Here is a 23,107-nt window from a genome sequence, read left to right as displayed (position 1 = left end):
CGCGCGCGCGACATCGCGGACTTGGGCGATGCTGGTGGCGATGGTTTCGGGCACATCGAACAAAGCGGTGTTCAAGCCGCTGCGCGCCAGCGCCTGCCGCGTCGCCAGCGGCATCAGCTTTGCGCCCAACACCAGATCGGGCGCGAGCGCGATCACTTCCTCCGCGCTCTCATAGGTTTTGGGCAGCGTGCGCGCGAGGGCTGCGATGGTCGAGCCATTGGCCTCGCTCGCCCAATGGCTGAGCGCCGCGATCCGGCGGCGGTCGACCAGTTGCACGAGGATGACATCGAGGCAGGGGTTGAGCGAGACGATCCGTTGCGGACGGGCGGGCGTGGGCGCGGCGGCGCACAGGGTTGCGGCGCACAGGCCGGTGACGACGGCGCGGCGCGACGGCGCGATCGGTGCTGCCCGCGAGGAACCGGGGCGCGCATGGGCAATCACTACATCCCTACTCATCGACCCCCCGCTCCTCCGCGCGCAACGATCGCGCTGTCCGGGGAAGGACGGGAAGCGCACGATACCAGTGCACCTGCGCTTTAGCCCCCACCTTTATCAAACGAAATCGTTCTGCCGCGAACGCAGCAGAACGCTCGTGGTCAATAAGGCGGTGCCGCCACCGCGCGTTGCCGCGCCGCCGCATCCGCCCACCAGGTCAGATCATCGGCGAACCGGTCGAACCCCGCTTCCAGCGCCGCACCGCCGCCCCCGATCGGCTGCGCCGCGGGGTCGAGCGTTGCACTGATAGGCCCAATGGAGAGAGTGCTCGATACCACGACCATGCCCATTTCCGCCAATGTCGGGTGCCAAGCCTGCGCGGCGCGCACCCCGGACAACCGCCCCGCCGAATAGCTGGCGATCGCCGCGGGACGCCAGAACCATTCCTCAAGGAAATGGTCGGTCAGGTTCTTGAGGCCCGGCTGCACGCCCCAATTATATTCGCCTGTGACGAACAAAAAGGCGTCGGCTTCACGGATCTTGGCTGCCAGCGCAGCCATCGCCGACGGTGCCTCAGCGGGGGTATATTCCTTATACATGCGATCGAGCATCGGCAGCCCGACCGCCTTTGCGTCGATCAATTCGGCGTCGACCCCGCGCGCCTGAAAGCGTCGGACGAGATAATCCGCAAGGCGAATGCCCATACGGTCGGAGCGGTACGAGCCATAAAGGACGAGCAGCTTCTGCATCGCCCCGCTCAATCGAAACGCGGAGCAGCGGGCGGATCGCTGGCGGGGAAACTTTCCTCGAGACCTTCGTCGATCAGCTCTTCCTCATGGTCCTCGGCCGGCACATCGGGCGTCGAGTCGGGGTTGGGGTCAGGGTCGGACATCGAAGTTCCTTTCACGGCGAACATAACCGCACAACGCGGCGCGATCTTGGATAGACGCAACATCCGCGCACGAAAAAGCCGGACGGGGTACCCCGTCCGGCTTTTTTTTTCTCCTGCGCAGGACCGTGGTTCAGCGACGGGCGTCGAGGCTCCACGCTCCGCCACCCAGCGCGATGACGTTGAGCAGGCCACCGGCGATAGCGACGTTCTTGAAGAAGTGGATGAACTGGTTCTGGTCGCCAAGCGCGCTGTGGAAGGCGAGCGCGGTCGCGATCGCGAACACCGCCAGCACCGACGCCACCAGACGCGTGCGATACCCAAGGATGAGCGCCACACCACCGAGCAATTCCACGACCAGCGCGATCGCCAAGCCGACTTGCGGCAAGGGCAGGCCGACCGACTGGATATAACCAATCGTGGCGGCGGGCGCGGCGAGCTTGGACAGGCCGCTGAGGACGAAGATCGCGGCAATCGCGGTACGGCCGACGAGCGGAAGCGCAGCGGCGCTGGTCGAGGGGCGGGCGGTTGCACCGAGTGGTAGGGTAGCCATGGGAAATCTCCTTTGGGGCGGACCAATCCCGCCGTTGCCGCAAAGATGGCACTGCCCCTCCCCCTCAACCAGTGGAATAAAATTGTATCGTTCGTTCGAATTATTAGAAATGTCGGCTGCGCGCACGAACGGGTGTCGCAGATAGATGCTGGTCGCATCACGGCGATCCAAGACCGTTCTCGCCAATGTGGCTAAACAGAGCTCATGGGAACGCTATTCAACAATTTGGAACGTTCTGACCGATTTTATACGTCTGCCGCTGACGTCGCGAATTCGCCATCTCTTGCCGGGTCGCCACAGGAGGTTCCGATGTCGTCTTTGCTCCCACCGCCCGTCCTCAACAATCGCGAATGGTCAGCCGTCGCCGAAGCGCTGCGCGAAGCCGATGCCTGCGGATGTGCGCCGCACTTCTTCCGCAAGCGCAACGCCGATGTGGCCGCCGATCCGCGCCGCGAGGCGGTCCGCCGGTTCGTCTGCACGACCCGCCGCCGCCGCACCCCGGCCCGCGACCTCGCGGATGGCCTGTCGACCCATGGTTTCAACCCAGCGCAGATCGACGCGATCGCGCTGCTGTCGCTTTGAAGGGATCGTAGCATGGCCACTGCCACCGCCCGGATCGGCACAGAATTCTACCGCACCGCGATCACGACCGGGCACCATATGCTGACCGCCGATGAACCCGCCAGCCGTGGCGGCGCAGACGCCGGCCCCGCGCCGTACGACCTGCTGCTGTCCGCTTTGGGGGCCTGCACCGCGATCACGCTGCGCATGTATGCCGATCGCAAGGGCTGGCCGATCGAAACGCTCGACGTGGCGCTGCGCCTGGTCGGCGGCCCAGATGGCAACCGTGTCGAACGGCTGCTGACGATCGTCGGGCCCGACACCGCCGCGCAGACCCGCCTGGCCGAGATTGCCGAGCGCACCCCCGTCACGCTGACGCTGAAAAGCGGCATCGCGATCCACACCACGCTTTCCACTCCGACATTGTAAGAAAGGTTCCTCCCATGACCATCACCGCGACCGCAACGCCCGGCAAATCGCTGATTTCGCCTACCGACCACACGCTCGTACTGATCGATTTCCAGTCGCAAATGGCGTTCGCCACCAAATCGATCGGTGCTGAATTGCTGCGCAACAATGCAGCACTCATCAGCAATGCCGCCAAATCCTTCAACGTGTCGACGATCCTGACGACGGTTGCCGAAAAGAGCTTTTCGGGCCCGATGTTCGACGAGATCAAGGACGCTTTTCCCGGCCAGGCAATGCTCGACCGCACCAGCATGAACACGTGGGAAGATGCCGCCGTGATCGACGAGGTCAACCGCATCGGCAAGACCCGCATCGTGTTCGCCGGGCTGTGGACCAGCGTTTGCATCGTCGGTCCCGTGGCCTCGGCGATCGACCAGGGCTTCGATGTCTATTTCATCGCCGATGCCTGCGGCGACGTTTCGCCCGAAGCGCATGAGCGCGCGGTTCAGCGAATGATCCAGCTTGGCGCGACGCCGATGACGTCGGTGCAGTATCTGCTCGAACTGCAGCGCGATTGGGCACGGGTGGATAGCTATGAGTCGACCACCGCTATCGCCCGTAAATGGGGCGGAGCCTATGGGCTGGGCATCACTTACGCCAAGACGATGTTCGGGGCTTCCGAAGGCCAGCACGGCTGAGGATGGCGCGTCGGGGCGGGTCCCAAGCCCCCCGCCCGCCCCGATGCTGCAGGCTTTACCGCTCCAGCAGGAAGTGACCTAAATGAAGCCATATCTCATCTCGCTCGCCGTCGGCTTGCTGGTTGGGCTGATTTACAGCCTGCTTGGCGTGCGTTCGCCCGCACCGCCCGCCATCGCCCTGGTCGGGTTGCTCGGCATTCTCGTCGGCGAACAAGTCATTCCGCTCGTCAAGCGCGTCAGCTCGGGCGAAGCGGTTGCCTTCCTGCGCGCCGAAGCGGCCGAACATGTCTTTGGCCGCCTGCCCGGCGACCACCCCGACCAGGACGCATGAACGACCTCACCCGCCGCCAGACGATCGCCGGGGCGGCGATCGGCACGTTCGCCGCCCCGCTTCTCGCAAGGACTTCCACAATGCCGGCCACCGATCTCATCCTCGTCAATGCCAAGGTCACCACGCTCGACCGCGAAAACCCGCAAGCGCAGGCGATCGCGATCCGCGACGGGCGCTTCCTCGCGGTCGGCAGCGAGGCCGAGGTGCGCGCCGCCGCCCCGCAAGCAAGCGTGATCGATGCCAAGGGCCGCCGCATCATCCCCGGCCTGATCGACAGCCACATGCACATCATCCGCGGCGGGCTGAACTATAATATGGAGCTCCGCTGGGATGGCGTGCCGAGCCTTGCCGACGCGCTCGCCATGCTCAAGCGCCAGGTCGACATCACCCCCGCCCCGCAATGGGTGCGCGTGGTCGGTGGCTTTACCGAGCATCAATTCGCCGAAAAACGCTTGCCGACTATCGCCGAGTTGAACGCGATCGCGCCCGATACGCCGGTGTTCATCCTGCATCTGTACGACCGCGCACTGCTCAACGCCGCTGCACTGCGCGTCGTCGGCTATACCAAGGACACGCCCAACCCGCCCGGCGGCGAGATCGTGCGCGATGCGGCGGGCAACCCGACCGGCCTGTTGCTGGCACAGCCCAATGCGACGATCCTCTATTCCACGCTCGCCAAGGGCCCCAAGCTGCCCCCCGAATATCAGCTCAATTCGACGCGCCACTTCATGCGCGAGATGAACAGCCTCGGCGTCACCGGTGTGATCGACGCGGGCGGCGGCTTCCAGAATTATCCCGATGATTATGCGATCATCGAGCAGCTCCACGCCGACAACCAATTGACCGTGCGCATCAGCTACAATCTGTTCACGCAAAAGCCCAAGGAAGAGCTGGCCGATTTCAGCGGCTGGGTGAAGCAAGTGACGCCCGGCCAGGGCGACGACAGCTATCGCCACAATGGCGCGGGCGAAATGCTCGTCTATTCCGCCGCCGATTTCGAGGATTTCCGGGTCGAACGCCCCGACATGCCGGCAAACATGGAGGGCGACCTCGAACCCGTCATCCGCTTGCTCGCCGAACATAAATGGCCGTGGCGGCTGCACGCCACTTATGACCAGACGATCGGCCGTGCGCTCGATGTGTATGAGAAGGTCGCGCGCGACATTCCCTTCACCGGGATCAACTGGTTCTTCGACCATTGCGAGACGATCAGCGACCGCAATATCGACCGCATCGCAGCCCTCGGCGGTGGCATCGCGATCCAGCATAGAATGGCCTATCAGGGCGAATATTTCGTAGAACGCTATGGCGCAAAGGCCGCCGAGCGCACCCCGCCGATCGCCAAGATGATGGCCGCCGGATTGCCGGTCGGCGCGGGCACCGATGCGACGCGCGTCGCCAGCTACAATCCGTGGGTGTCGCTCAACTGGCTGGTGACGGGCAAGACCGTCGGCGGCCTCGGCCTCTACCCCGGCGTCAACCGCCTGAGCCGCGAAAAGGCGCTGCGGCTGTGGACGCATGAAAACACCTGGTTCTCGAACGAAGTCGGCAAAAAGGGGCAGATCAAGGTCGGCCAGCTCGCCGATCTCGCGGTGCTGTCGGCCGATTATTTCAGCGTGGCCGAAAGCGAAATCCCGCATTTGCGGTCGGTGCTGACCGTGCTCGGCGGCGCGGTGGTCTATGGCGAGGGCGACTATGCGCCGCTCGCCCCGGCCTTGCCCCGGCCGATGCCCGATTGGTCCCCGGTCGCGACCTTTGGCGGCTATCACCGCACCCCCGACACCGCCGCCAAGCTGGCGAGCGCCTGCGGATGCGCGAGCGGTTGCGCGGTCCACGGCCATGACCATGCCGCAGCCCTCGCCACCAGCGCCCCCACCGCCGACGTCCAGACTTTCTGGGGTTCGTTCGGCTGCGGCTGCTGGGCCGTCTGATGCTTTTCCCACGGAGACACGCCATGAAACGCCTGCCGCTCTTCCTCGCCGCGCTGATGCTCGGCACCGCCCCTGTCGCCCCTGCGCTGCGCGCGAAGCCGTCACCGCCGATTATGCCGTCGGCCCGCAATATGACACGACGCACGTCTATGTCGCGCCCGAGGATTTCGATCGCTTCGTCACCAGCCTGATCGCTACTTTCGGCGGCACGACGACCAAGAAGGGCGCGTTTCAGGTCACCCCGACCACGAGCAAGACCTGGTCGCAACTGGTGCTGACCCAGGCGGGGTCGGTGTCGGTGTTCGGCTTCACCACGCCCATCCCCTACCCCTTCGGGGTCGAGCGTAACGGCTATCTGGTCAGCGACATGGATGCGGCGGTCGATGCGGCCGTGGCATCCGGCGCGGCGCGGCTGATCACCACCTTCCCCGATCCGATCGGGCGCGATGCCGTCGTGCAATGGCCGGGCGGCGTGAACATGCAGCTCTATTGGCACACCACCAAGCCCAATTATCCCACGCTGGTGACCGTGCCCGAAAACCGCGTCTATCTGACCGCAGACCGTGCCGATGCCTTCGTCAAAAGCTGGACCCGCTTTGCGCACGCCAGGACGGTGTCGGATGAGAAGGCCGCGCCCGGCGTCGAGATCGGCCAGCCGGGCACTGCCTATCGCCGCATTCGCCTGACCTCGGGCTATGGCGACATGACGGTGATGGTTTCCAACGGCCAACTGCCCTGGCCCTATGGCCGCGACATGACCGGCTATGCCGTTGCGGACCTTCCCGCCACGCTCGCCAGGGCGCAGGCGGCGGGCGTCGAGACGCTGGTCCCGGCGCATGCCGAAGCCGATCGCCAATCGGCGATCGTGCGCTTCCCCGGCGGCTATATCGCCGAAATCCACAGCCAGACCGCGCGATGACCGGGCACGAAACCCCACGCTTCGTCACCGCGATCCTCGATTGGCCACCGACCTGGTTCGTCGTGCGGCTGGCGTTGCTCAGCGCCTATCTCATCGGCGGCGTGGCCAAGCTGGGCAACTGGCCCTCGGCGGTGGCGGAGCAAGTGCATTTCGGCGTGCATCCGCCCGAACTGACCGCAGCGCTGACGCTGCTGGTCGAACTGGTCGGATCGGTGCTGATCCTGTGGGGGCGCTTCGTCTGGCTCGCAGCCGGGGCGCTGGGCGTGTTCACCTTGCTCACCGCCTTCATCGCCAGCCCGTTCTGGGCGCTGCAGGGGCAAGCGCGCTTCATCGCGACCAACGACTTTTTCGAGCATCTCGGCCTGGTTGCCGCGTTCGTGATGGTGGCGATGGTCGCGGCCCGGCGGCGCTAAGATGCGCCGCGCGGTTCTTCTGGCAACATTCGTCACCGCCAGCCCAGCCGTGGCGCAGTCGAGCGACGCCTGGAAACCGCCGACGCTGACCACGACGCGCTATGACGAGGATTGGTCGACGCTCGCCGACCCCGCCCAGCGCACCGGGCATTGGACCGAGCAGTTCAACTACATCGCGCTCGGCACCGACAGCTATGTTTCGACCGGGCTCGAACTGCGGCTGCGCAACGAGGACTATCACAACAACCTCTGGGGCGGCGGCGCGGCCCCCAATGATGGCTATCTGTGGCTGCGCGCCATGCCTTATGCCGATCTGCATGTCGGCCGCGTCCGCGCCTTTGTCGAACCGATCGCCGCTTATGCGATCGGCGTGCGCCCCAGCAATTCGCCGATCGACCAGACCCGCACCGATCTGCTGCAGGGCTTTGTCGATGTGCGGCTGGGCGAGGCGCATACCGGCGACCCGGATGCGACCGGTCTCACGCTGCGCGCGGGGCGACAGATGCTCTCGCTCGGCACCGAGCGGATGGTCGGCACGCGCTACGGCCCCAATGTCCCGCTCGCCTTTGATGGATTTCGCGGACTTGCCTCGCTTGGCGGCGCGACGCTCAGCCTGATCGCGGTGCGCCCGGTCGAGCCGGGACTCGGCAGCTTCGACGATCGTCGTTCCCGCACCCGCGCGCTGTGGGGGGCCTATGGCTCGGTCAAACGTCCACGCAGCGGGGTCGATCTCTACTATTTGGGCTATCGCAACACCCAGGCGACCTTCGGCGGCGTGACGGCGCGCGAGCTGCGTCACAGCATCGGTGCGCGCTGGTTCGGCGATGTCACCACCTGGCATTGGAATGTCGAGGGCGTGGCGCAATTCGGCCGCTTCGCCGATGGCTCGATCGGCGCGTGGACGCTTGGCAGCGAGGTCGGGCGGCACTTCCCCAAGATCCGCTTCGCCCCCGATCTGCAAGTCCGCCTCGATTATGCGAGTGGTGACGGCAACCCCAATGACCACCACCTTGGCACCTTCAACGCGCTCTTCCCCAAGGGCAAATATTTCGGCGAGCTGTCCCCGGTCGGACCGTACAATCTGATCAACCTCAACCCGCAAGTGTCCGGCACATTTGGCAACGGTGTCACGGCGAGCCTAGCCGGCATGGCCTATTGGCGTGCCTCGCTGGCGGATGGGGTGTATGATATTCCCGGTCGGCTGATCCGCGCGCCGGGCAGGTCGCGCGCGCGCTTCATCGGCAAGGAGATCGAAGCGACGGTTGCATGGCAGGCGACGCGCGAGCTGAGCTTTTCCGCCTCGCTCTCCGCCTTCGCGCCCGGCACCTTCATCCGCGAGACAGGCCCCGCGCGGACGATCACGATGCTGGGTCTTGAAAGCGACTTCCGTTTCTGAAGGATGATGACAATGGCCACCCCCACGCCTCCCCAACCCGCTCTGTTGCCGCCGCTGTTGCTGTTGCTCTCCTTCACCACCGGCCTGGTCGATGCGACCAGCGTGCTCGGGCTGGGCAAGGTGTTCACCGCGAACATGACCGGGAACATCGTCTTTCTCGCTTCGCCGCTGTGGGCACGCCCGGTTTCACCGTCGCGCCCTATCTGATCGCGATCGCCACCTTCATGCTCGGCGCGTTCCTCGCCGGGCGCACCGGGCGCTTCCACACCAACCGCCCGCTGCGTCACTGGCTGCTCTGGTCGGCGCTGATCGAGGCGGTTTTGCTGTGGGCTGCGGCGATCATCGCCCTCGGCTTCGATCCGGCGACGCTGACGCCCGAATGGCAGTTGTTTGCGATCATCGCGCTGACGGCGGTCGCAATGGGCTACCGCAACGCCACGATCCGCCAATTGAAGGTGCCCGACCTGACGACCACGGTGCTGACGCTCACGATCACCGGCCTCGCCGCCGATTCGACACTGGCGGGCGGCAGCAACCCCAATTGGGCGCGGCGGATCGCCGCGGTGGTGGCGATCTTGCTGGGCGCTGCGCTCGGCGCGGTGCTGGTGCGATACGGGCTGGCTGTGCCGCTCGCAGTGGCAGGGGCACTGATTCTGGGTGGGACGATCGCCTGCACGCTGCATCCCGATGCGAGGCGACCGCTGGCGGGGTAACCGGTTCTCACACGTCGGGAACGCCCGGAAGCTCGGCATCCTCGCGGCCCTGCGCGACGAACTGGTCGAGCAGCCAGGATGCCGCCGGGCCGGGCGGCACGTCCCGCCGCCAGATGCCCGAAAAACGATAGATCCCGCCCGGCTGTTCGGGCATCGCCAGCCTCACCAGCGTCCCGGCCACCAGATCGCCCTCGATCAGCGGCAGCGGCATGTTGCCCCAGCCGATCCCCTCGCGCAGCAATTCATGTTTCGCGCCGAGATCGGCCAGCCGCCAGGTGCGCGGGCTCATCACCGCAAAGTCGCGCCCCTCGGTCAAAGGCGAGCGATCGGTCAACACGAGTTGCACGAAATCGCGCCCTGCGCCGGGCGGGATCGGCGTCATCCGCGCGAGCGGATGGTCGGGCGCGGCGACCGGCACCATCTGCACCGATCCCGCCGTCACCGCTTCGATCCCCACACGCCCAGCCGCCAGCGGCCCGGAGATGCCGACCACCGCTTCCCCATCTTGCACCAAAGCGACCACTGCTCCCAATGCCTCGACATGCAAGCGCAGCGTGACCGTGGGGTAGGCGGCAGCGAAGGCGCGTAACACCTTGCCCAGCCGCTGCGCGGGCAGCATCACGTCCACCGCCAGATGCACCTCGGCCTCCAGCCCGTCGAGCAGCCCCTTCACCTTGGCGCGAAGACCGTCGATGCCCTGCGCGACGCTGCGCACCTCGGCCAGCACCGCGCGCCCGGCCTCGGTCAGCTTGGGCTTGCGCGTGCCTTCCCGGTCGAACAGCAGCACGCCCAATTGCGCCTCGAGATTGGCGATGCCATAGCTGATGACCGACACCGCGCGGTTGAGCTTGCGCCCGGCAGCGGCAAAACTGCCGGTATCGACCACGGCCAGAAACACGCGGAGCTGGTCCAGGGTTGGCGTACCGGGATTGTGCATATCAACTTTCTCGAACGTTTCGATGCACTTTATCCGACTGAGCAGCGAAGTCGAGCCGCTCTATATCCCTGTCATCGACGGACGGACCGGCACCCTGCCAGTCCACCGCAGCACAGGAGTTTGCGCCATGATCGACCTTCGCCCTTATGCCAGCCTCGGCGGTGCCAATCACGGTTGGCTCGATGCCAAGCACCATTTCTCCTTCGCCAATTACTACGACCCGGCGCGCACCAATTGGGGCAATTTGCGGGTGTGGAATGACGACACGATCGCCCCGCAGACCGGCTTCCCGCCGCATCCGCATCGCGACATGGAGATCATCACCTATGTCCGCGAAGGCGCGATCACGCACCAGGACAATCTCGGCAATCTCGGCCGCACCGAGGCGGGCGATGTCCAGGTGATGAGTGCCGGCACGGGCATCACCCATTCCGAATATAATAAGGAGGATATCACCACCAGGATCTTCCAGATCTGGATCCAGCCGACGCGCGGTGGCGAGAAGCCAAGCTGGGGTGCCCGCCCCTTCCCCAAGGGCGATCGCGCCGGACAGTTCGTGGTGCTGGCGAGCGGCTTTGCCGAGGATGGCGATGCGCTGCCGATCCGCACCGACGCCCGCGTTGTCGGTGCCACGCTCAAGGCGGGCGAGACCGCCGAATATCCGCTCGGCAAGGATCGGCGCGGCTATCTCGTCCCCGCGACGGGCGCGATCGAGATTGACGGCGTGCGCGTCAACGCCCGCGACGGTGCGGCGATCCGCGATGAAGCGGTGCTGCGGGTAACCGCGATCGAGGATAGCGAGATCGTGCTGGTCGACGCTGCCTGAACCATATTGGCCGCCGGGGTTCCTGCCCCGGCGGCCATAATCCGTCGTTAGAAGGCGGCGGAAACGCTGAACACCACCTTGCTGCCCGCGATCGACGATCCGTTCTTGGTCGAGGAGAAGTTCGGCAGGAGATAGGCCGATTTCGCGCGGCTGATGTCGGTGTCGACATAAGCGACGCCCAGCGTCACCGGGCCGACAACATAATCGACCCCCAGCAGCCAGTCCCAATAGCTCCCCCGTCGGTGCCACGCTGGTGCCGTTCGGCCCCAGCCCGGGATTGCCCTTGGAATAACCGATATGTGCCTTGGCGGTGACGGGCGTGCCGGGAATGCCCGCGCTGCCATCGCCCCACAGATAGAGATTGTCCTGGGACTGCCCGCGGCTTTCGGCCGTGTTGGAGAAATTGCCCAGCGCCTTTTGCTTTGGCGCATAGGCGACACCCGCCAGCAAGGTCGCCGGACCAAGCGTGCCGCTCACTTTGACATAGGGTTCGGCGAAATCGGTGAGAGCGGCACCTCCGGGATACATGTACCAGGTCAGCCCGACATCGATCGTGCCGCCAGCGAGCGGGCGCTTATAGCCGCCGACCAGATCGAGCTCGAGATTGGCACCGCCAAAGGTGCCCCAGCCGGCAAGGTTCGAGGCCCAGGTGCTGGCGTAGAGGCCACTTTCGTGGGTGACGGTGATGCCGCCCTGCAGCGCGATCTGTTTGTCGGATTGGGACACGCCCCGGAAGCGATAGTCGGAGACGAGCGCGACGCTGCCCGATACCTTGAACGGCGGTGGCGGTGCGGTGTCTCCGCCCGTGTCCTGCGCGACGGCGGGGCTGGCGATCAGCGCGAGCGCGGCGGCGAACGTGAATCGATACATGGGATCCCCCTTTGAAGTGGTGGTGGGTTCCCGCCTGCGGTCCGGTGCCGCCGCTCCTCTCATCGCCGGATTGGGGGATGCGATGGGGAGCGGTCGACCTCGGGAGTTCTGGTGTAGCGTCGCGGTGGTGCCGCGATCTTGCCGCTTTGTAACGAAGCGTTGCTTGCTACGCGGTCATCGTGGCGAGCTTGTAGGACGCACCGGTCAATTCGACCGGATGCCCGGCCGCACGCCGCCGCGCGAGCCATTCCTTGAGCAATTCGGCGCAGGTATGATCGACCTTGGTCAGCCGCGACACGTCGAGGCACGTCGGCCCATCCATCGGCAGTGCATCCAGCGTGTCCGACAATTTGGGCAAGGTCACGAAGGTCGCGCTGCCCGCCAGCGCCATGCAGCGCCCTTGCGTCTCATCGGGCATTTCGACCTTCAGGCCCAGGCGACGCACATGCGGCACCAGTTCGAGCAGCGAGAGCGCGATGCCGACCAGCACGCCGGTCAACAAATCTTCCGCCACCACCGCCACGAGCGTCACCGCCCAGATCAGCGCTGGCAACACGCCATAGCTGTGGAACAGGTGACGGACGTGCGCGAGACTGACCAACCGAACCCCGGTCACCACCAGGATCGCGCCCAGCGCCGCCATCGGGATTTCGCGCAGCAGCCACGGCAGCAACGCGACGAAGCCCAGAATCCAGATTCCGTGCAGCATCGTCGAGAGCCGCGTCGTCGCGCCCGCCTGCACGTTGGCCGAGCTGCGCACGATCACGCCGGTCATCGGCAAGGCGCCCGCCACGCCGCACAGCAAATTGCCGATGCCCTGCGCGCGCAGTTCCTTATTGTAATCGGTGCGCACGCCATTGTGCATCCGGTCGACCGCCGCCGCCGACAGCAGCGTCTCCGCGCTGGCGATGAAGGCGATGGCAAGCGCTGCGACGATGATCGACGGGTCGATCCACTGGGCCAGGAAGTCCGGCGCGGGGAGCGCGACGGCGGCGACGATCGATTGCGGCACATCGACGCGGTCGATCGTGAGGCCGAGGCTGAACGCGGTCAGCGTGCCGACCATAACGCCGACGAGCGCTGCTGGCACTTGCTTCAGCGCAGCCGGGCGGAAGCGTTCCCAGCCCAGCATCGCCGCGATCGTCAACAGGCCGATCATGAACGCCTGTTCGACGCCCGAGACGTTGGTCGCCGACAACCCGAACAAACGGCCGGGAATGGCGAGCAGATTCTGGATGCCGCTCGGCAAGGGCCGCGCATCGAACAGCACGTGGAACTGGCCGACGACGATCAGCACGCCGATCCCGGCGAGCATGCCGTGGACGACGGCGGGCGAGATCGCACGGAACCAGCCGCCGACCTTGAGGATGCCGGCAATAAGCTGAATCAACCCGGCGAGGATCAGGATCGGCCCCAGTGCCGACAGGCCCTTGTCACGGACCAGCTCGAACACGACGACGGCAAGGCCAGCGGCGGGGCCGCTGACCTGCAAGGGGGAACCGGCCAGCGCCCCCACGACGATGCCGCCGATGATGCCAGTGATCAGGCCTTTTTCAGGCGGCACACCAGACGCGATGGCGATGCCCATGCACAAGGGCATCGCCACCAGAAACACGACGATCGACGCGGTAAAATCCCGCGAAGCCACTGCCAGCGTCGGCAATTTGAAACCGGCGAAGCTCATTCAGCCGCCTCCAGATAGGATACGCCCGAAGCAAGGCGCTGCTGCGCGGGCAAGGCGACCGGCATCGGGCGATCGTCGCGGATCTGCTCGAAGCGGCCCGTGCCGCCATCGAGCGCGAACACCGCACCCTGATGAATGTCGAAGAACCAGCCGTGCAGCGCCAGCTCGCCGCGCGCGATGCCCGAGGCGACCGCCGGATGCGTGCGCAGATGCGCGATCTGCACCACGACGTTTTTCCAGCGCCGCCGCGCGCACCTGATCGTGGCCGTCAAGATCGGGATAGGCATCGCTCACCACCGAATGCGCCGCATGGCTATGGCGCAACCACGCCGCCACATTGGGCATGGTTTCCAGCGACGACGGGTTCATCAACGCCTTCATCGCGCCGCAGTCGGAATGACCGCAGACGATGATGTCGCGCACCCCCCAGCGCCATGACGGCATATTCAACCGTCGAGGTCACACCGCCATTGGCGTTGCTGAACGGGGGAACGATATTGCCGGCATTGCGGCAGACGAACAGATCGCCGGGGGCGGCCTGCAGAATTTCCTCGGGCACCACGCGCGAATCCGCGCACGACACGATCAGCGCTTTTGGCCGCTGGCCGTTGACGGCGAGGTTCGCGTAGAGCGCGCTCTGATTGGGGAACACCGACTTCTGAAAGTCGAAGACGCGACCGATCAGCTCGTTCATGAACCTGGCTCCTGCTTGCACCGCGCGGGGGCTGCGCGGGCTTCACAGGATCAGATACGAACTGCGTTTTGCTGCAACGCGGCACTTTTGTAAGGAAGCGTTTCCGATCAACGTGGCAGGCGGATTTCCGCACGCAGGCCGCCTTCGGGCAGATTGGTGAGGCGTAGCGCGCCGCCTTCCAGGTCGACCAGTCGCACCACGATCGCCAGCCCCAGCCCCAGCCCCAGCGTATCGCGCCGACGCGCGGTATCGAGCCGGACGAACGGCTCCAGCACGCTCTGCAAGGCGTCTTCCGGAATACCCGGCCCGTCATCCTCGACCCGCAAAATTACGTCACGCGCAGTGGCGGAGAGCGCGATCGTCACCACCGATCCGTGGTGCAGGCCGTTCTCGACCAGATTGGTCAGCGCGCGCTTCATACCGAGCGGGCGGAAGCGATGCTCGAGATGCGATGGGCCGACATAATGCACCTCGCGCCCGTGATCCGCAGCATCGTCGGCCAGCGTCGCGCACAATACGGCGAGATCGGCCAGCACGGGTTTTTCGGGGTCATCCTCGCCACCGAGAAAGGCAAGCAGCGATGCGACCATGGCATCCATCTCGGCCACGTCGCCCAAAATTTCGTCGCGGAGCGGCTCGACCGAGACGCCCTCCGCGCGCAACCGCAGCCGCGCCAGCGGGGTGCGGATATCATGCCCCACCGCCGCCAGCGCCTGGGTCCGATCGGCGATCAGTTGCTGGATGCGCGCCTGCATTCGGTTGAACGCGGTGATGACGCGGCGCACCTCGCCCGGCCCCTCCTCGACCAAGGGCCGCGGCTCGGCGGTGCCGAAGCGGTCCGCCGCATCCGCCAATTGCCGCATCGGGCGCAGCGTCCGCCCGATCAGCGCACCGCCCAGCACCATCACGCCGCCCGCGATGGCGAAGGCGATCAGGATGCGACTATACGATTCGTCCAGGCTGTCGATCGGCTCAACCGTGCGGAAGTGCAGCCAGCTCCCATCGGGCAGCGCACTCGCCCCCGCGACATAGGCATCCTCACCGATCGTATCGAGGTGGAGCCGCAAATCGCCTGAGCGCAGCACCGGTTCCCAGCTGAGCACGCGCGCGCGCATCTGGGTAAGCGCGGGGTCGGTCGGCGCGGGCGCGGTGGCGCTCCATGCCATCGTGTAATGCGGGGTCGACAGGCGCCGCGCCATCGCCGGGCGCTCGGCCACTGGCGTATCCATCGTCAGCCGCCGCGCGATCACCAGATGTTCGGCCAGCCGCCGCCCGACATCGTCGCGCACCGAAAACTGGCTGGCGCGCTCGTACAGCACGGCATTCATGGTAAATTCGACGAGCATCGCGAGCAGCAGGATCGCCACGACCCGCCCGATCAGCCCGAGCGAGGGATGCACGAAACGCCTCAAGAACGCTCGACCGTGGTGTTGAACATATAGCCGACCCCGCGCACCGTCACGATCGGCGGCGCGCTGCCCTCGGTCGTCAGCTTGCGGCGCAAGCGGCTGACCAGCACGTCGACGCTGCGATCGGTGCTGTCCCCCATACGCGTGCGCGACAGTTCGATCAGCCGTTCGCGCGCGATCACGCGGCCGGCATGGTCGAGCAGGCTGACCAGCAGATCGAACTCCGCCCCGGTCAGATCGACCACCGCGCCGCTCGGTGCCTGCAATTCGCGCCGCGGCAAGCTGACCGTCCAGCCGTCGAAGCGGCGCACGCCTTCCTCGCGATCCTGCGTGTCGCGCGGGGCCTCGGTCCGGCGCAGCACGGCGCGGATGCGCGCGGTCAGTTCGCGCGTGCCGAACGGCTTGGCAAGATAATCGTCCGCCCCCAGCTCCAGTCCGACGACACGATCGGTTTCGCTCGCGCGGGCACTGATAAAGATGATCGGCACATTGCTCTTCTGCCGCAAGCGCCGGCACAGCTCGATACCGTCAGTGCCCGGCAACATGATGTCGAGCAGCACCAGGTCGACCGGCCCGGCGTCCATCGCCAGCCACATTTCGGGCGCGGAGGCGGCGGGGCGGACGGTATAGCCATGCTCCTGCAACGCCCGCGTGGTCAGCGTGCGTAGCGCGGGGTCGTCCTCGACCAGGACGATAGTGGGGGCAGTCGTCATCGGCGTGGGGTCAGGCAAGGTTTCATGTGTCCGTTTCGGTAGGGACGCGCTTCAGCAGCGTCAACGCACACAGCGGTCCGAGCGATCCTACCCCGATCCCCAGCAACATTTCGTCACACAACAGCCAAGACCCGGCACGATTGCGATCGCACCCACGACATGCCGCCCCCCGGTCGTGCCGGGGAGCGGCCGTCATCTTCACGCCGTGGCGTGGACCTTGGCGACGCTCGGCACCAGCGCGAGACCGATCGGACCTTCCCCGGCATACATCATCGTGCCGTTCAGGTTCGCACCGTCGCCCTTGGCGCTGATCGCGACGACGCCCTGCTTGCCGCGGCAGCCGAGCACCCATTCACCACCCGGATGCCAGGGTGCGTCGTTGCCGCCCCATTGGTTCACCACGCTGTAGGTGTTGGCCATCGTGCGCGTGCCGCGGAAGCGATCGGACCTTCGCCCTTATAGGTCATCGTACCCGTCAGCGTCTTGCCATTGTCGTGGCTCGACACTTCGAGGCCAACCACTGGCTGGTCCGGCCGGCACCCGATCACCCACTGGCCGCCCTGATGCCACGGAGCCCCGCTGCCGCCCCATTGATTGGTGGCGTTGAAGGCGAGACCGGGAGATTTGGTGCCCTTGACGCCGATCGGGCCTTCACCCGCATAGGTCATCGTGCCCGTCACCGTCTGACCGTCCTTGGACGTCAGGTCGAACGCCACCGCATTCTGGCCATCGCGCGCGCCGAGCAGGAACAGGCCCGCATCGTGCCACGGGGCGTCGTTGCCACCCCATTGGTTTTCGGCCTGGTAGCAATTTTCGGTCACGCGCGTTGCGCGCAGGCCGATCGGCCCCTCACCCTGATACGTCATCGTACCGGTGAAGCTCAGTCCGCCATCGCCGGATTGAATATGGAGTGCGGTGGGCAATTGGTCTGCGCGGTTTCCGATGTTGAGCACCCCACCGTCGTGCCACGGTGCGGACGAACCGCCCCACTGATTTTGGATATTGTAGACGGTCATAGTCGACATCCTTTCCTAGGGTTACGGATTAAAACCGATTTTTATCGTTCTTTTAAAAAGGTCACGCGTTAACGCCACGGGCTATGCGATAGCCGTGGGATATCAAATATACTCTATTTGAAGCGGACTGGCCTGCCGATATCACGAGTCGATCAAGCACGTATTAATTACAGCATATTCGTATTTCGCTCAAGTATATTGTCCGATCTATAGGCGATCTTATTGACGACCTATTGCGTCAGAGCGATGCGACGACGCCGGGCCGCGACCAGTCTCGCCGCCGCTGATTGTCCAGTAAATGGTCGGCCCCGCATCCGCGCCGACACCCCCGACTGCGCGATCCTCTCGGGGTACGCTCCTTCTACACATTGGCGTCACGAACCAAGGATCGGGAAAGTGGACCACGCCACACCCTCGCAAACGGCCACGGCCGTCACGCAATCTGGTGTGTTGGTCATATGGCACACTTCTCGCATGGACTCCGAAGCGGGCGGCGGCAAATCCATGCCCCGGTCGCTTGGAGATCCGCCATGAGCCTGACCGCCCACCTGATCGCACTCGCCGCCGTCGCCGCGTCACCGCACTCTGCGCCACGCCGAAGCACCATCACCGAAACCTACCGGGTAACCTATAAAGCGGACCGAGATGTCTATTGCATTCGCTTCTTCGCCGACGCGTCGCCCGCCGATCCGCGCCCGGGCACGCCGCCCGACCCGTGCCGCACCCGCGCCAACTGGGCGAAGGACGGCGTTCACATCACGGATACGCAACGCACCGCCGCGCCCCTTTGAGACTGGGCCGGAACGACGGTGCGGCTGGTTCGCCTCGCAAGATCAAACCGCCGCACCGCCCCCAACCTTTGCGTGTCTCGCCAGCCGCAGCGCCGCCAGCGCACCGAAGCACGCCAGTTGCGCCGCCAGCACCGCCAGCGCACCCGACACTTCGCCAAGCGTCGCACCCATCTGGTTGAGCGGCACAAACAGATGGGTCGCGGGCGTCACCGGGATCGTCCACGCCAGCGCCTGCACCCATAAAGGCATCGCCACCAGCGGCCAGGCGAAGCCCGACAGGAACACAAACGGGATCGAGGTCGGGATCAGCAACTTCAGCGCATCGTCGCCGTTGCGCACCAGGCTGCCGACCAGCATCCCGAGCGCCGCCACCGTGGCCGCAAACAGCGGCACCACCAACACCAGCGCCGGGATATTCCCGCCATGGGGGATATCCTGCAGCCAGAATACCAGCCCGAAATACAGCCCGCCCGCCAGCGTCCCGATGGTGGCGCAGCCCGCCCACACCCCGGCAAAAGCGCGCGCGCCCGGCACCCAAAGCCCCTTGCGCCGCCGCTCGGCAATCAGCCGCGCCACCGCGAACAGCAGCGTCTGTTCGAGGATGACATTGGCGACCGCTGGAAAGACATAGTCGCGATAGCCTTCGGTGGTGTTGAACAACGGCCGGGTGACGACCGACACGTTCGACAAGGCCTGGATTTGCGGCACCCCGGCAAGGCGCTGCTGCACGGTCGCGGTGATCGCACCGGCGATACTCTTGCCCACCGCCTCGGCGCGCAGCAAATACGCGCCGTTCAGCCACAAGGCGATGCCGGTGCCGGGCCGCGCCTGCATTAGCCCGCTCGCCAGCCCGCGCGGCAGCAGCAACACGCCCTCCACCTTACGCGCCCGCACCAGCGCCGTGGCGGTCGCCATGTCGGGCGCTTCCTCGGCAATCGTTACCTCGGGCGCGGCGTCGAGCTGACGCACGATCGCGCGCGACAGCGCGCTATGATCGGCATCGACCACCACGATCGGCAACCGCTCGACCACCTGATGGGCATAAGGCGCAGGATAGTAAAAAGGCGTAGAACAGCACCGAGATCACGGCGACCGCGACCAGATCGCGCGTGCGCAGGATCTCCAGCAGTGCGCCTTCGAAAGCCTGGCGAAAGCTCATGCCGCGCGCCGCATTTGCCGGCGGATCACCAGCAGCGCCGCGCCGCCCGCGACCAGCGGCACCAGCGCCAGCACCGCCGCCTGCCGACCCCAGGTCGCGAGGCTAACCCCGATCGTCTGATCCATCTCCAGCGCCACATAGTGCGTCAGCGGCAGCACGCTGCTCCACACCCGCGCGAACAGAATACCGCCGTTGAGCGGCAACGACGCGCCCGAATAGGCCAGCGCCGATCCAGCATAGATCACACTCGCCGACAGGCTCGTCGCGACTTCGCCCGTCAGCGCGATCAATAGCGCCGACATCGCGGCGGTGGCGGTGAACAGCAGCACTCCGCCAACCGCCACCAAGACGATCTCGCCGCCGAAGCGATACCCCTGCCCCAGCGTCAGCCACAACAGCCACAGGCACAGCCACAGCGTGCCGATCACGACATGCGGCAGGAAACGCCCGACCAGCGCCGCCGCAGGACTGCCGACCCGCCGCGCCCACACGGCCAGCGATCCGTCCTCCAATTCCCGCCCCAGCGATGCCGCCGTCGTCACCGCGATCAGCAGATGCAGCAGCGCCGGGCCGATCAGCAGCCCGAGATACCATTCCAGGCTCGCGCCGGGATTGCCGAGCACGGTCACCTCAACCCCCGGCGGCGGCGCGTGGAGCAAGGCGGCCCCACTCAAACCGGACTGCGCAAGCGCATGACGCGCCAGTTCGGTGGTGACCGCCAATTGCAACCGCGTGGAGGCGAGCGCGCCGGTCGACAGAAAACGCCGTCTGGTAGAAGATCTCGACCGAGCGCGGCGCGGCGCGGGCGCGGCCATCACCCAGCCCGGCGGGCAGCACCACCACCGCCACCGCCTGTTCGCGCCGCACCGCCGCGAACGCCTCGGCCAGATCGCTGCCGACACCGGCCACACGCACCGTATCCGACGCCGCGATCGCGCGGATCACCGCGCGCGACACGGCGCTGTGGTCCTGGTCGACGATGCGCACGCCCAGCCCCTGCGGCACGCCCGCAAACAGCATCCCGCCCATGACGAGCAGGAACAGCAACGGCAGCAGCGTTAGCAGCGCCAGATCGAAGCGATCGCGCGCCAAATGCGCCAGCTCGGCCCCGAGCGCGCGGCGCAGCCCGCTCATCGCGGCCAGTCGAACAGCACGCTCATCCCCGGCCGCAGCCCCGGCACGCGCTCGGCCGGGCGCAGCTTCACCGAAAAGGAGCGCACGTCATAGCCGCTCGACTGGCGCGTCGCGCGGATCGTGGCGAATTCGGCCTCGGGCGCGATATAGGCGACGCGGAAACGTACATCGCGGTTGAGCGCGGGGACATGCCCCGTCAGCACCCGCCCCACGGCCAGCCCACCATATTGGCTCTCGCGCACCGTAATCGCGACCCAGGGATGGTCGATATCGGTGACCTGATAGGCGGGCAGGATCGGGCTGACGATCTCGCCCGGTTGCAACAGCTTGCGCGCCACTTCGCCCCCGATCGGCGATACCAGCTTCGTCTCCGCCACCAGCGTCTGCGCGGTCGAAAGGCCCGCCTCGGCGATGCGCACTTGCGCGGCGGCGGCTTGCTTGTCCTCGCTGCGCGTGCCCGCCAGCGCCTTCTCATATTGCAGCCGCGCCGCCTCGGCCGAGCGCATGCTGCTGTCGCGCGCGGCATGCGCCTCGTCACGGCGCTGCGCGGCGATCACGCCCTCGGCATAGAGCGTATCGGCGCGCTTGCTGGAAGTGGCGGCAAGGTTCGCGGCAGCCTGAGCCGATTGCCAGATCGCGCGCAGCGACCCGACATCCTCGCTCCTTGCGCCCGCTTGCGCCACCGCTTGCAACGCCCGCGCCGTATCGAGCGCGCCTTGCGCCTGGCGTTCGGCATTGCCGAGTTCGGGGCTCGACAGCGTCGCCAGCACTTGCCCCGCCGCAACGCGCGCGCCCTCGTCGACCAACAGCCGGTCGACCCGCGCCAGCGTCTTGGTCGCGACATTCACGCTGTCCGCCTCGACCATGCCCTGAATCTGTTCCGGTGCCGGGCGGCTGGCAAGGAACAGCCCGACCGCGACGATCACCGCGACCAGCGCCAGCCCGACATAGAGCAGGATGCGCGCGCGGCGGCTTGGGGCGGGGGTTTCGGATGCGGTATCGGTCATTGCCCGGCTCCATAGACAAGGCGCTGGTCGGCGCGCGCGAGATAGCCGCTAAATTCATCCAGCCGCCCGGACGATGCCAGCAGCCCGGCCAGCGCCAGATCATATTCATACGCCACCGAAATGCGCTGCGCCTCGGCCGCATCCAGCGCCGCCTGCGCCGCGATCACCGGCGTCGCCGTCCCCTCGCCCTCGCGAAACGCGACCGTCTGCACCCGCAGATTCTCGCGCGCGGCGGTGATGCTGCTGTCGAGCAGCACGAACGACCGCCGCGCCGCCTCGACCAGATTGTAGGCGCGCATCGTCGCGCCGGTGGCAGTCTTGCGCGCTTCAGCCGCAGTGTCGGCGGCGGCGGCGGCGGTGGCGCGCGCGGCGTCCTCGCTATGCTTGCGCCCGATATTGGAGAGGATCGTATAGCGCACGCCAACCCCGACCGTCCAATCGGGTTCGATCGGCAAGGCGTTGGATTGGTTGAAATTATATTCGCCAAAGGCATAAGCCTGCGGCAACCGCTGCGAGCGCGCCAGCGCGACCCCCGCATCGGCGACTTGCCGCCCGCCATCGGCGGTGCGCGCCTCCGGCACATTGCCTTCATTGCCCAGGAACGCCTGTGCCGGCGCAAGCGGACGCGTCTGCACAAACAGCGCCGTGGTCGGCGCGACGCCCGTCTCCAGATCGAGCAGCCGCGCCAGATCGTCGCGCGCGCTGGCATAGGACAAATCGGCACGCTGATAGACGCGCTCGGCGGTGTCGCGCGCCACCTCCACTTCCAGCGTGCGCGCATGCGGGATCACCCCCGCCGCCTCCAGCTTGCGCGAATCCGACAAAACCGCGTCCAACGCATCGCGGCTGCGCCGCGCGGACTCGAGCAAGCCCGCTGCTGCCTGTTGTCCGAAATAGGCGCGGATCAGGTCGATCCGCGCGAGGTTGAGCGCCTGCGCGCGCCGCCCCTCCGCCATCGCCACCCCGCCTTGCGCCGCGCGCTGGATCGCCGGGATCGCGCCGCCGGTATAGAGCGGCAACGCCCCCTGCACCGTCGGGCGCAGCACATCGTCGCGGAAGCGATAGCTGAGCTGGTCGGGGATCGCGTTGAACAGCCCCGGCAGCGCCTGCGACAGCCGCCCGCTAATGTCGGCGGCGATCTGCTGGTAAGCGGGCGGCACGCTCGCGGGCAGCGCCGCCAGGAACGTCTGCGTGTTGCCCAGCGTCGTCGCCTTGGGGCCGCTCACATCGACCGACAGGCTCTTTTGATATTCGAGATATTGCACCGATGCGGTGACGATCGGCCGGTGCAGCGTGCGCACCGCATCCGCCGCCGCGCGCGCCGCCTCGACACCGTGATCGGCGGCGCTGATGGTGTGCGAGCTGCGATCATAGCGCGCCTGCGCCGCATCGAAGCTGAGCGCGGTCTGCGCGGAAGCACCCGACGCGCTCGCCGACACCAGCGCGATCGCGATCGGCCAGTGCCCGCTTCCTACCATGCGCCATTCCCCCGAAATCGTTGGCCGAGGGTTGCGCATACCAACGCGCCAAAAGCTACGCCATGCCTAAACGCCCGCCGCCGCCGTCAGCGCCTTGCCTCGCCCGAGCGCCTCGCCCGTCGCGCGCGGATCGCCGCGAGCA

At 66.4% G+C, this 23,107-nt stretch carries 24 protein-coding genes and 5 pseudogenes; 11 read left to right on the top strand and 18 right to left on the bottom strand.

Going from position 1 to position 23,107, the window contains the following annotated elements:
• The 4 genes and pseudogenes from NW75_RS17925 to NW75_RS17910 form a co-directional block, all read right to left on the bottom strand.
• Positions 1-456 (bottom strand): annotated as a pseudogene (locus tag NW75_RS17925) (ABC transporter substrate-binding protein); the annotation flags it as partial.
• A 140-nt stretch (positions 457-596) separates the two neighbouring features.
• Positions 597-1,184, bottom strand: coding sequence for an NADPH-dependent FMN reductase (locus NW75_RS17920; RefSeq protein WP_033966562.1), 588 nt, complete (start codon positions 1,182-1,184; stop codon positions 597-599).
• A gap of 8 nt (positions 1,185-1,192) precedes the next feature.
• Positions 1,193-1,327 carry a hypothetical protein gene (locus tag NW75_RS27520; protein WP_260591593.1) on the bottom strand — a complete coding sequence of 45 codons (135 nt, stop codon included), beginning with the start codon at positions 1,325-1,327 and terminating at the stop codon, positions 1,193-1,195.
• Positions 1,328-1,457: 130 nt separating this feature from the next.
• Positions 1,458-1,877: a DoxX family protein gene (locus NW75_RS17910; protein ID WP_033966559.1), complete on the bottom strand. Its 420-nt coding sequence runs from the start codon at positions 1,875-1,877 to the stop codon at positions 1,458-1,460.
• Positions 1,878-2,186: 309 nt separating this feature from the next.
• On the opposite strand from NW75_RS17910, the gene NW75_RS17905 reads away from it, so the two are divergent.
• The 9 genes and pseudogenes from NW75_RS17905 to NW75_RS17865 all read left to right on the top strand — a co-directional run bounded on the left by NW75_RS17905 (position 2,187) and on the right by NW75_RS17865 (position 9,247).
• Positions 2,187-2,459, top strand: a complete 273-nt coding sequence (locus NW75_RS17905) for a hypothetical protein (RefSeq protein WP_033966557.1) — start codon at positions 2,187-2,189, stop codon at positions 2,457-2,459.
• Positions 2,460-2,471: 12 nt separating this feature from the next.
• Positions 2,472-2,867, top strand: coding sequence for an OsmC family protein (locus NW75_RS17900; protein ID WP_033966555.1), 396 nt, complete (start codon positions 2,472-2,474; stop codon positions 2,865-2,867).
• A 14-nt stretch (positions 2,868-2,881) separates the two neighbouring features.
• The gene (locus tag NW75_RS17895; protein WP_033966554.1) at positions 2,882-3,544 is read left to right on the top strand and encodes a hydrolase; all 663 of its coding nucleotides are present in this window, start codon (positions 2,882-2,884) and stop codon (positions 3,542-3,544) included.
• Between the two features lie 82 nt (positions 3,545-3,626).
• A complete protein-coding gene (locus tag NW75_RS17890) occupies positions 3,627-3,875 on the top strand; it encodes a XapX domain-containing protein (protein WP_033966553.1) in 249 nt (82 codons plus the stop codon).
• Positions 3,872-5,806, top strand: a complete 1,935-nt coding sequence (locus NW75_RS17885; RefSeq protein WP_171010548.1) for an amidohydrolase — start codon at positions 3,872-3,874, stop codon at positions 5,804-5,806. Before NW75_RS17890 ends, NW75_RS17885 begins: the two co-directional genes overlap by 4 nt.
• A gap of 23 nt (positions 5,807-5,829) precedes the next feature.
• Positions 5,830-6,725 (top strand): annotated as a pseudogene (locus NW75_RS17880) (glyoxalase).
• On the top strand, positions 6,722-7,138 hold the full coding sequence (locus NW75_RS17875) for a DoxX family protein (RefSeq protein ID WP_033966552.1): 417 nt from the start codon (positions 6,722-6,724) through the stop codon (positions 7,136-7,138). The pseudogene NW75_RS17880 and the gene NW75_RS17875 overlap by 4 nt, the downstream one beginning before the upstream one ends.
• A 1-nt stretch (position 7,139) precedes the next feature.
• Positions 7,140-8,534 carry an alginate export family protein gene (locus tag NW75_RS17870; RefSeq protein ID WP_033966550.1) on the top strand — a complete coding sequence of 465 codons (1,395 nt, stop codon included), beginning with the start codon at positions 7,140-7,142 and terminating at the stop codon, positions 8,532-8,534.
• A 12-nt stretch (positions 8,535-8,546) separates the two neighbouring features.
• Positions 8,547-9,247 (top strand): annotated as a pseudogene (locus NW75_RS17865) (YoaK family protein).
• A 7-nt stretch (positions 9,248-9,254) separates the two neighbouring features.
• On the opposite strand, the gene NW75_RS17860 reads toward NW75_RS17865, so the two are convergent.
• The gene (locus NW75_RS17860; protein ID WP_033966548.1) at positions 9,255-10,184 is read right to left on the bottom strand and encodes a LysR family transcriptional regulator; all 930 of its coding nucleotides are present in this window, start codon (positions 10,182-10,184) and stop codon (positions 9,255-9,257) included.
• Positions 10,185-10,311: 127 nt separating this feature from the next.
• Here NW75_RS17860 and NW75_RS17855 point away from each other — a divergent pair, with 127 nt between their 5' ends.
• A complete protein-coding gene (locus NW75_RS17855) occupies positions 10,312-11,010 on the top strand; it encodes a pirin family protein (RefSeq protein WP_033966568.1) in 699 nt (232 codons plus the stop codon).
• A gap of 47 nt (positions 11,011-11,057) precedes the next feature.
• Here NW75_RS17855 and NW75_RS17850 read toward each other — a convergent pair.
• The 7 genes and pseudogenes from NW75_RS17850 to NW75_RS17825 all read right to left on the bottom strand — a co-directional run bounded on the left by NW75_RS17850 (position 11,058) and on the right by NW75_RS17825 (position 17,396).
• A pseudogene (locus NW75_RS17850) lies at positions 11,058-11,880 on the bottom strand (TorF family putative porin).
• A 166-nt stretch (positions 11,881-12,046) separates the two neighbouring features.
• Positions 12,047-13,564, bottom strand: coding sequence for a SulP family inorganic anion transporter (locus NW75_RS17845; protein WP_052192491.1), 1,518 nt, complete (start codon positions 13,562-13,564; stop codon positions 12,047-12,049).
• Positions 13,561-14,258, bottom strand: a pseudogene (locus NW75_RS17840) (carbonic anhydrase). The gene NW75_RS17845 and the pseudogene NW75_RS17840 overlap by 4 nt, the downstream one beginning before the upstream one ends.
• Before the next feature lie 107 nt (positions 14,259-14,365).
• Positions 14,366-15,670: an ATP-binding protein gene (locus tag NW75_RS17835; RefSeq protein ID WP_033966547.1), complete on the bottom strand. Its 1,305-nt coding sequence runs from the start codon at positions 15,668-15,670 to the stop codon at positions 14,366-14,368.
• Positions 15,667-16,380 (bottom strand): response regulator, encoded by a 714-nt coding sequence (locus NW75_RS17830; protein WP_033966545.1) that lies wholly within the window; start codon positions 16,378-16,380, stop codon positions 15,667-15,669. The genes NW75_RS17835 and NW75_RS17830 overlap by 4 nt, the downstream gene beginning before the upstream one ends.
• A gap of 198 nt (positions 16,381-16,578) precedes the next feature.
• The gene (locus tag NW75_RS26845; RefSeq protein WP_231565293.1) at positions 16,579-16,800 is read right to left on the bottom strand and encodes a hypothetical protein; all 222 of its coding nucleotides are present in this window, start codon (positions 16,798-16,800) and stop codon (positions 16,579-16,581) included.
• Positions 16,776-17,396: a lectin OAA family protein gene (locus tag NW75_RS17825; RefSeq protein ID WP_231565292.1), complete on the bottom strand. Its 621-nt coding sequence runs from the start codon at positions 17,394-17,396 to the stop codon at positions 16,776-16,778. Before NW75_RS17825 ends, NW75_RS26845 begins: the two co-directional genes overlap by 25 nt.
• Before the next feature lie 530 nt (positions 17,397-17,926).
• Between NW75_RS17825 and NW75_RS17820 the strand changes: the two genes are divergently transcribed.
• Positions 17,927-18,187 (top strand): hypothetical protein, encoded by a 261-nt coding sequence (locus NW75_RS17820; RefSeq protein WP_052192490.1) that lies wholly within the window; start codon positions 17,927-17,929, stop codon positions 18,185-18,187.
• Positions 18,188-18,229: 42 nt separating this feature from the next.
• On the opposite strand, the gene NW75_RS17815 is transcribed toward NW75_RS17820, so the two are convergent.
• From NW75_RS17815 to NW75_RS17800, 6 genes are read right to left on the bottom strand one after another with little or no spacing between them, the layout of a single operon-like run.
• A complete protein-coding gene (locus NW75_RS17815; protein WP_156143067.1) occupies positions 18,230-19,219 on the bottom strand; it encodes an ABC transporter permease in 990 nt (329 codons plus the stop codon).
• Positions 19,176-19,346 (bottom strand): hypothetical protein, encoded by a 171-nt coding sequence (locus NW75_RS24650; protein WP_156143066.1) that lies wholly within the window; start codon positions 19,344-19,346, stop codon positions 19,176-19,178. The genes NW75_RS17815 and NW75_RS24650 overlap by 44 nt, the downstream gene beginning before the upstream one ends.
• Positions 19,343-20,005: an ABC transporter permease gene (locus tag NW75_RS26840; RefSeq protein ID WP_231565291.1), complete on the bottom strand. Its 663-nt coding sequence runs from the start codon at positions 20,003-20,005 to the stop codon at positions 19,343-19,345. The genes NW75_RS24650 and NW75_RS26840 overlap by 4 nt, the downstream gene beginning before the upstream one ends.
• Positions 19,977-20,480 (bottom strand): ABC transporter permease, encoded by a 504-nt coding sequence (locus NW75_RS26835; RefSeq protein ID WP_231565290.1) that lies wholly within the window; start codon positions 20,478-20,480, stop codon positions 19,977-19,979. The genes NW75_RS26840 and NW75_RS26835 overlap by 29 nt, the downstream gene beginning before the upstream one ends.
• Positions 20,477-21,487: an HlyD family secretion protein gene (locus NW75_RS17805; protein ID WP_052192489.1), complete on the bottom strand. Its 1,011-nt coding sequence runs from the start codon at positions 21,485-21,487 to the stop codon at positions 20,477-20,479. The genes NW75_RS26835 and NW75_RS17805 overlap by 4 nt, the downstream gene beginning before the upstream one ends.
• Positions 21,484-22,965 carry a TolC family protein gene (locus NW75_RS17800; protein WP_033966543.1) on the bottom strand — a complete coding sequence of 494 codons (1,482 nt, stop codon included), beginning with the start codon at positions 22,963-22,965 and terminating at the stop codon, positions 21,484-21,486. The genes NW75_RS17805 and NW75_RS17800 overlap by 4 nt, the downstream gene beginning before the upstream one ends.
• Positions 22,966-23,107 lie beyond the last annotated feature (142 nt).

The sequence above is a fragment of the Sphingomonas sp. Ant H11 genome (assembly GCF_000797515.1).
Lineage (GTDB): Bacteria > Pseudomonadota > Alphaproteobacteria > Sphingomonadales > Sphingomonadaceae > Sphingomonas.
The sequence above is the reverse complement of the archived record's forward strand: the minus strand, read 5'-3'. Positions and strand labels throughout refer to the sequence as shown.

Bases quoted from the DNA above. Each gene is read 5' to 3' on its own strand.
- NW75_RS17910 (WP_033966559.1), bottom strand. From the start codon at position 1,877: ATGGCTACCCTACCACTCGGTGCAACCGCCCGCCCCTCGACCAGCGCC.
- NW75_RS17890 (WP_033966553.1), top strand. From the start codon at position 3,627: ATGAAGCCATATCTCATCTCGCTCGCCGTCGGCTTGCTGGTTGGGCTG.
- NW75_RS17900 (WP_033966555.1), top strand. From the start codon at position 2,472: ATGGCCACTGCCACCGCCCGGATCGGCACAGAATTCTACCGCACCGCG.
- NW75_RS17800 (WP_033966543.1), bottom strand. From the start codon at position 22,965: ATGGTAGGAAGCGGGCACTGGCCGATCGCGATCGCGCTGGTGTCGGCG.
- NW75_RS17920 (WP_033966562.1), bottom strand. From the start codon at position 1,184: ATGCAGAAGCTGCTCGTCCTTTATGGCTCGTACCGCTCCGACCGTATG.
- NW75_RS17830 (WP_033966545.1), bottom strand. From the start codon at position 16,380: ATGACGACTGCCCCCACTATCGTCCTGGTCGAGGACGACCCCGCGCTA.
- NW75_RS17870 (WP_033966550.1), top strand. From the start codon at position 7,140: ATGCGCCGCGCGGTTCTTCTGGCAACATTCGTCACCGCCAGCCCAGCC.
- NW75_RS17805 (WP_052192489.1), bottom strand. From the start codon at position 21,487: ATGACCGATACCGCATCCGAAACCCCCGCCCCAAGCCGCCGCGCGCGC.
- NW75_RS17845 (WP_052192491.1), bottom strand. From the start codon at position 13,564: ATGAGCTTCGCCGGTTTCAAATTGCCGACGCTGGCAGTGGCTTCGCGG.
- NW75_RS27520 (WP_260591593.1), bottom strand. From the start codon at position 1,327: ATGTCCGACCCTGACCCCAACCCCGACTCGACGCCCGATGTGCCGGCC.
- NW75_RS17820 (WP_052192490.1), top strand. From the start codon at position 17,927: ATGAGCCTGACCGCCCACCTGATCGCACTCGCCGCCGTCGCCGCGTCA.
- NW75_RS26835 (WP_231565290.1), bottom strand. From the start codon at position 20,480: ATGAGCGGGCTGCGCCGCGCGCTCGGGGCCGAGCTGGCGCATTTGGCG.
- NW75_RS17905 (WP_033966557.1), top strand. From the start codon at position 2,187: ATGTCGTCTTTGCTCCCACCGCCCGTCCTCAACAATCGCGAATGGTCA.
- NW75_RS17895 (WP_033966554.1), top strand. From the start codon at position 2,882: ATGACCATCACCGCGACCGCAACGCCCGGCAAATCGCTGATTTCGCCT.
- NW75_RS17885 (WP_171010548.1), top strand. From the start codon at position 3,872: ATGAACGACCTCACCCGCCGCCAGACGATCGCCGGGGCGGCGATCGGC.
- NW75_RS26845 (WP_231565293.1), bottom strand. From the start codon at position 16,800: ATGGCCAACACCTACAGCGTGGTGAACCAATGGGGCGGCAACGACGCA.
- NW75_RS24650 (WP_156143066.1), bottom strand. From the start codon at position 19,346: ATGAGCTTTCGCCAGGCTTTCGAAGGCGCACTGCTGGAGATCCTGCGC.
- NW75_RS17855 (WP_033966568.1), top strand. From the start codon at position 10,312: ATGATCGACCTTCGCCCTTATGCCAGCCTCGGCGGTGCCAATCACGGT.
- NW75_RS17875 (WP_033966552.1), top strand. From the start codon at position 6,722: ATGACCGGGCACGAAACCCCACGCTTCGTCACCGCGATCCTCGATTGG.
- NW75_RS17825 (WP_231565292.1), bottom strand. From the start codon at position 17,396: ATGACCGTCTACAATATCCAAAATCAGTGGGGCGGTTCGTCCGCACCG.
- NW75_RS17860 (WP_033966548.1), bottom strand. From the start codon at position 10,184: ATGCACAATCCCGGTACGCCAACCCTGGACCAGCTCCGCGTGTTTCTG.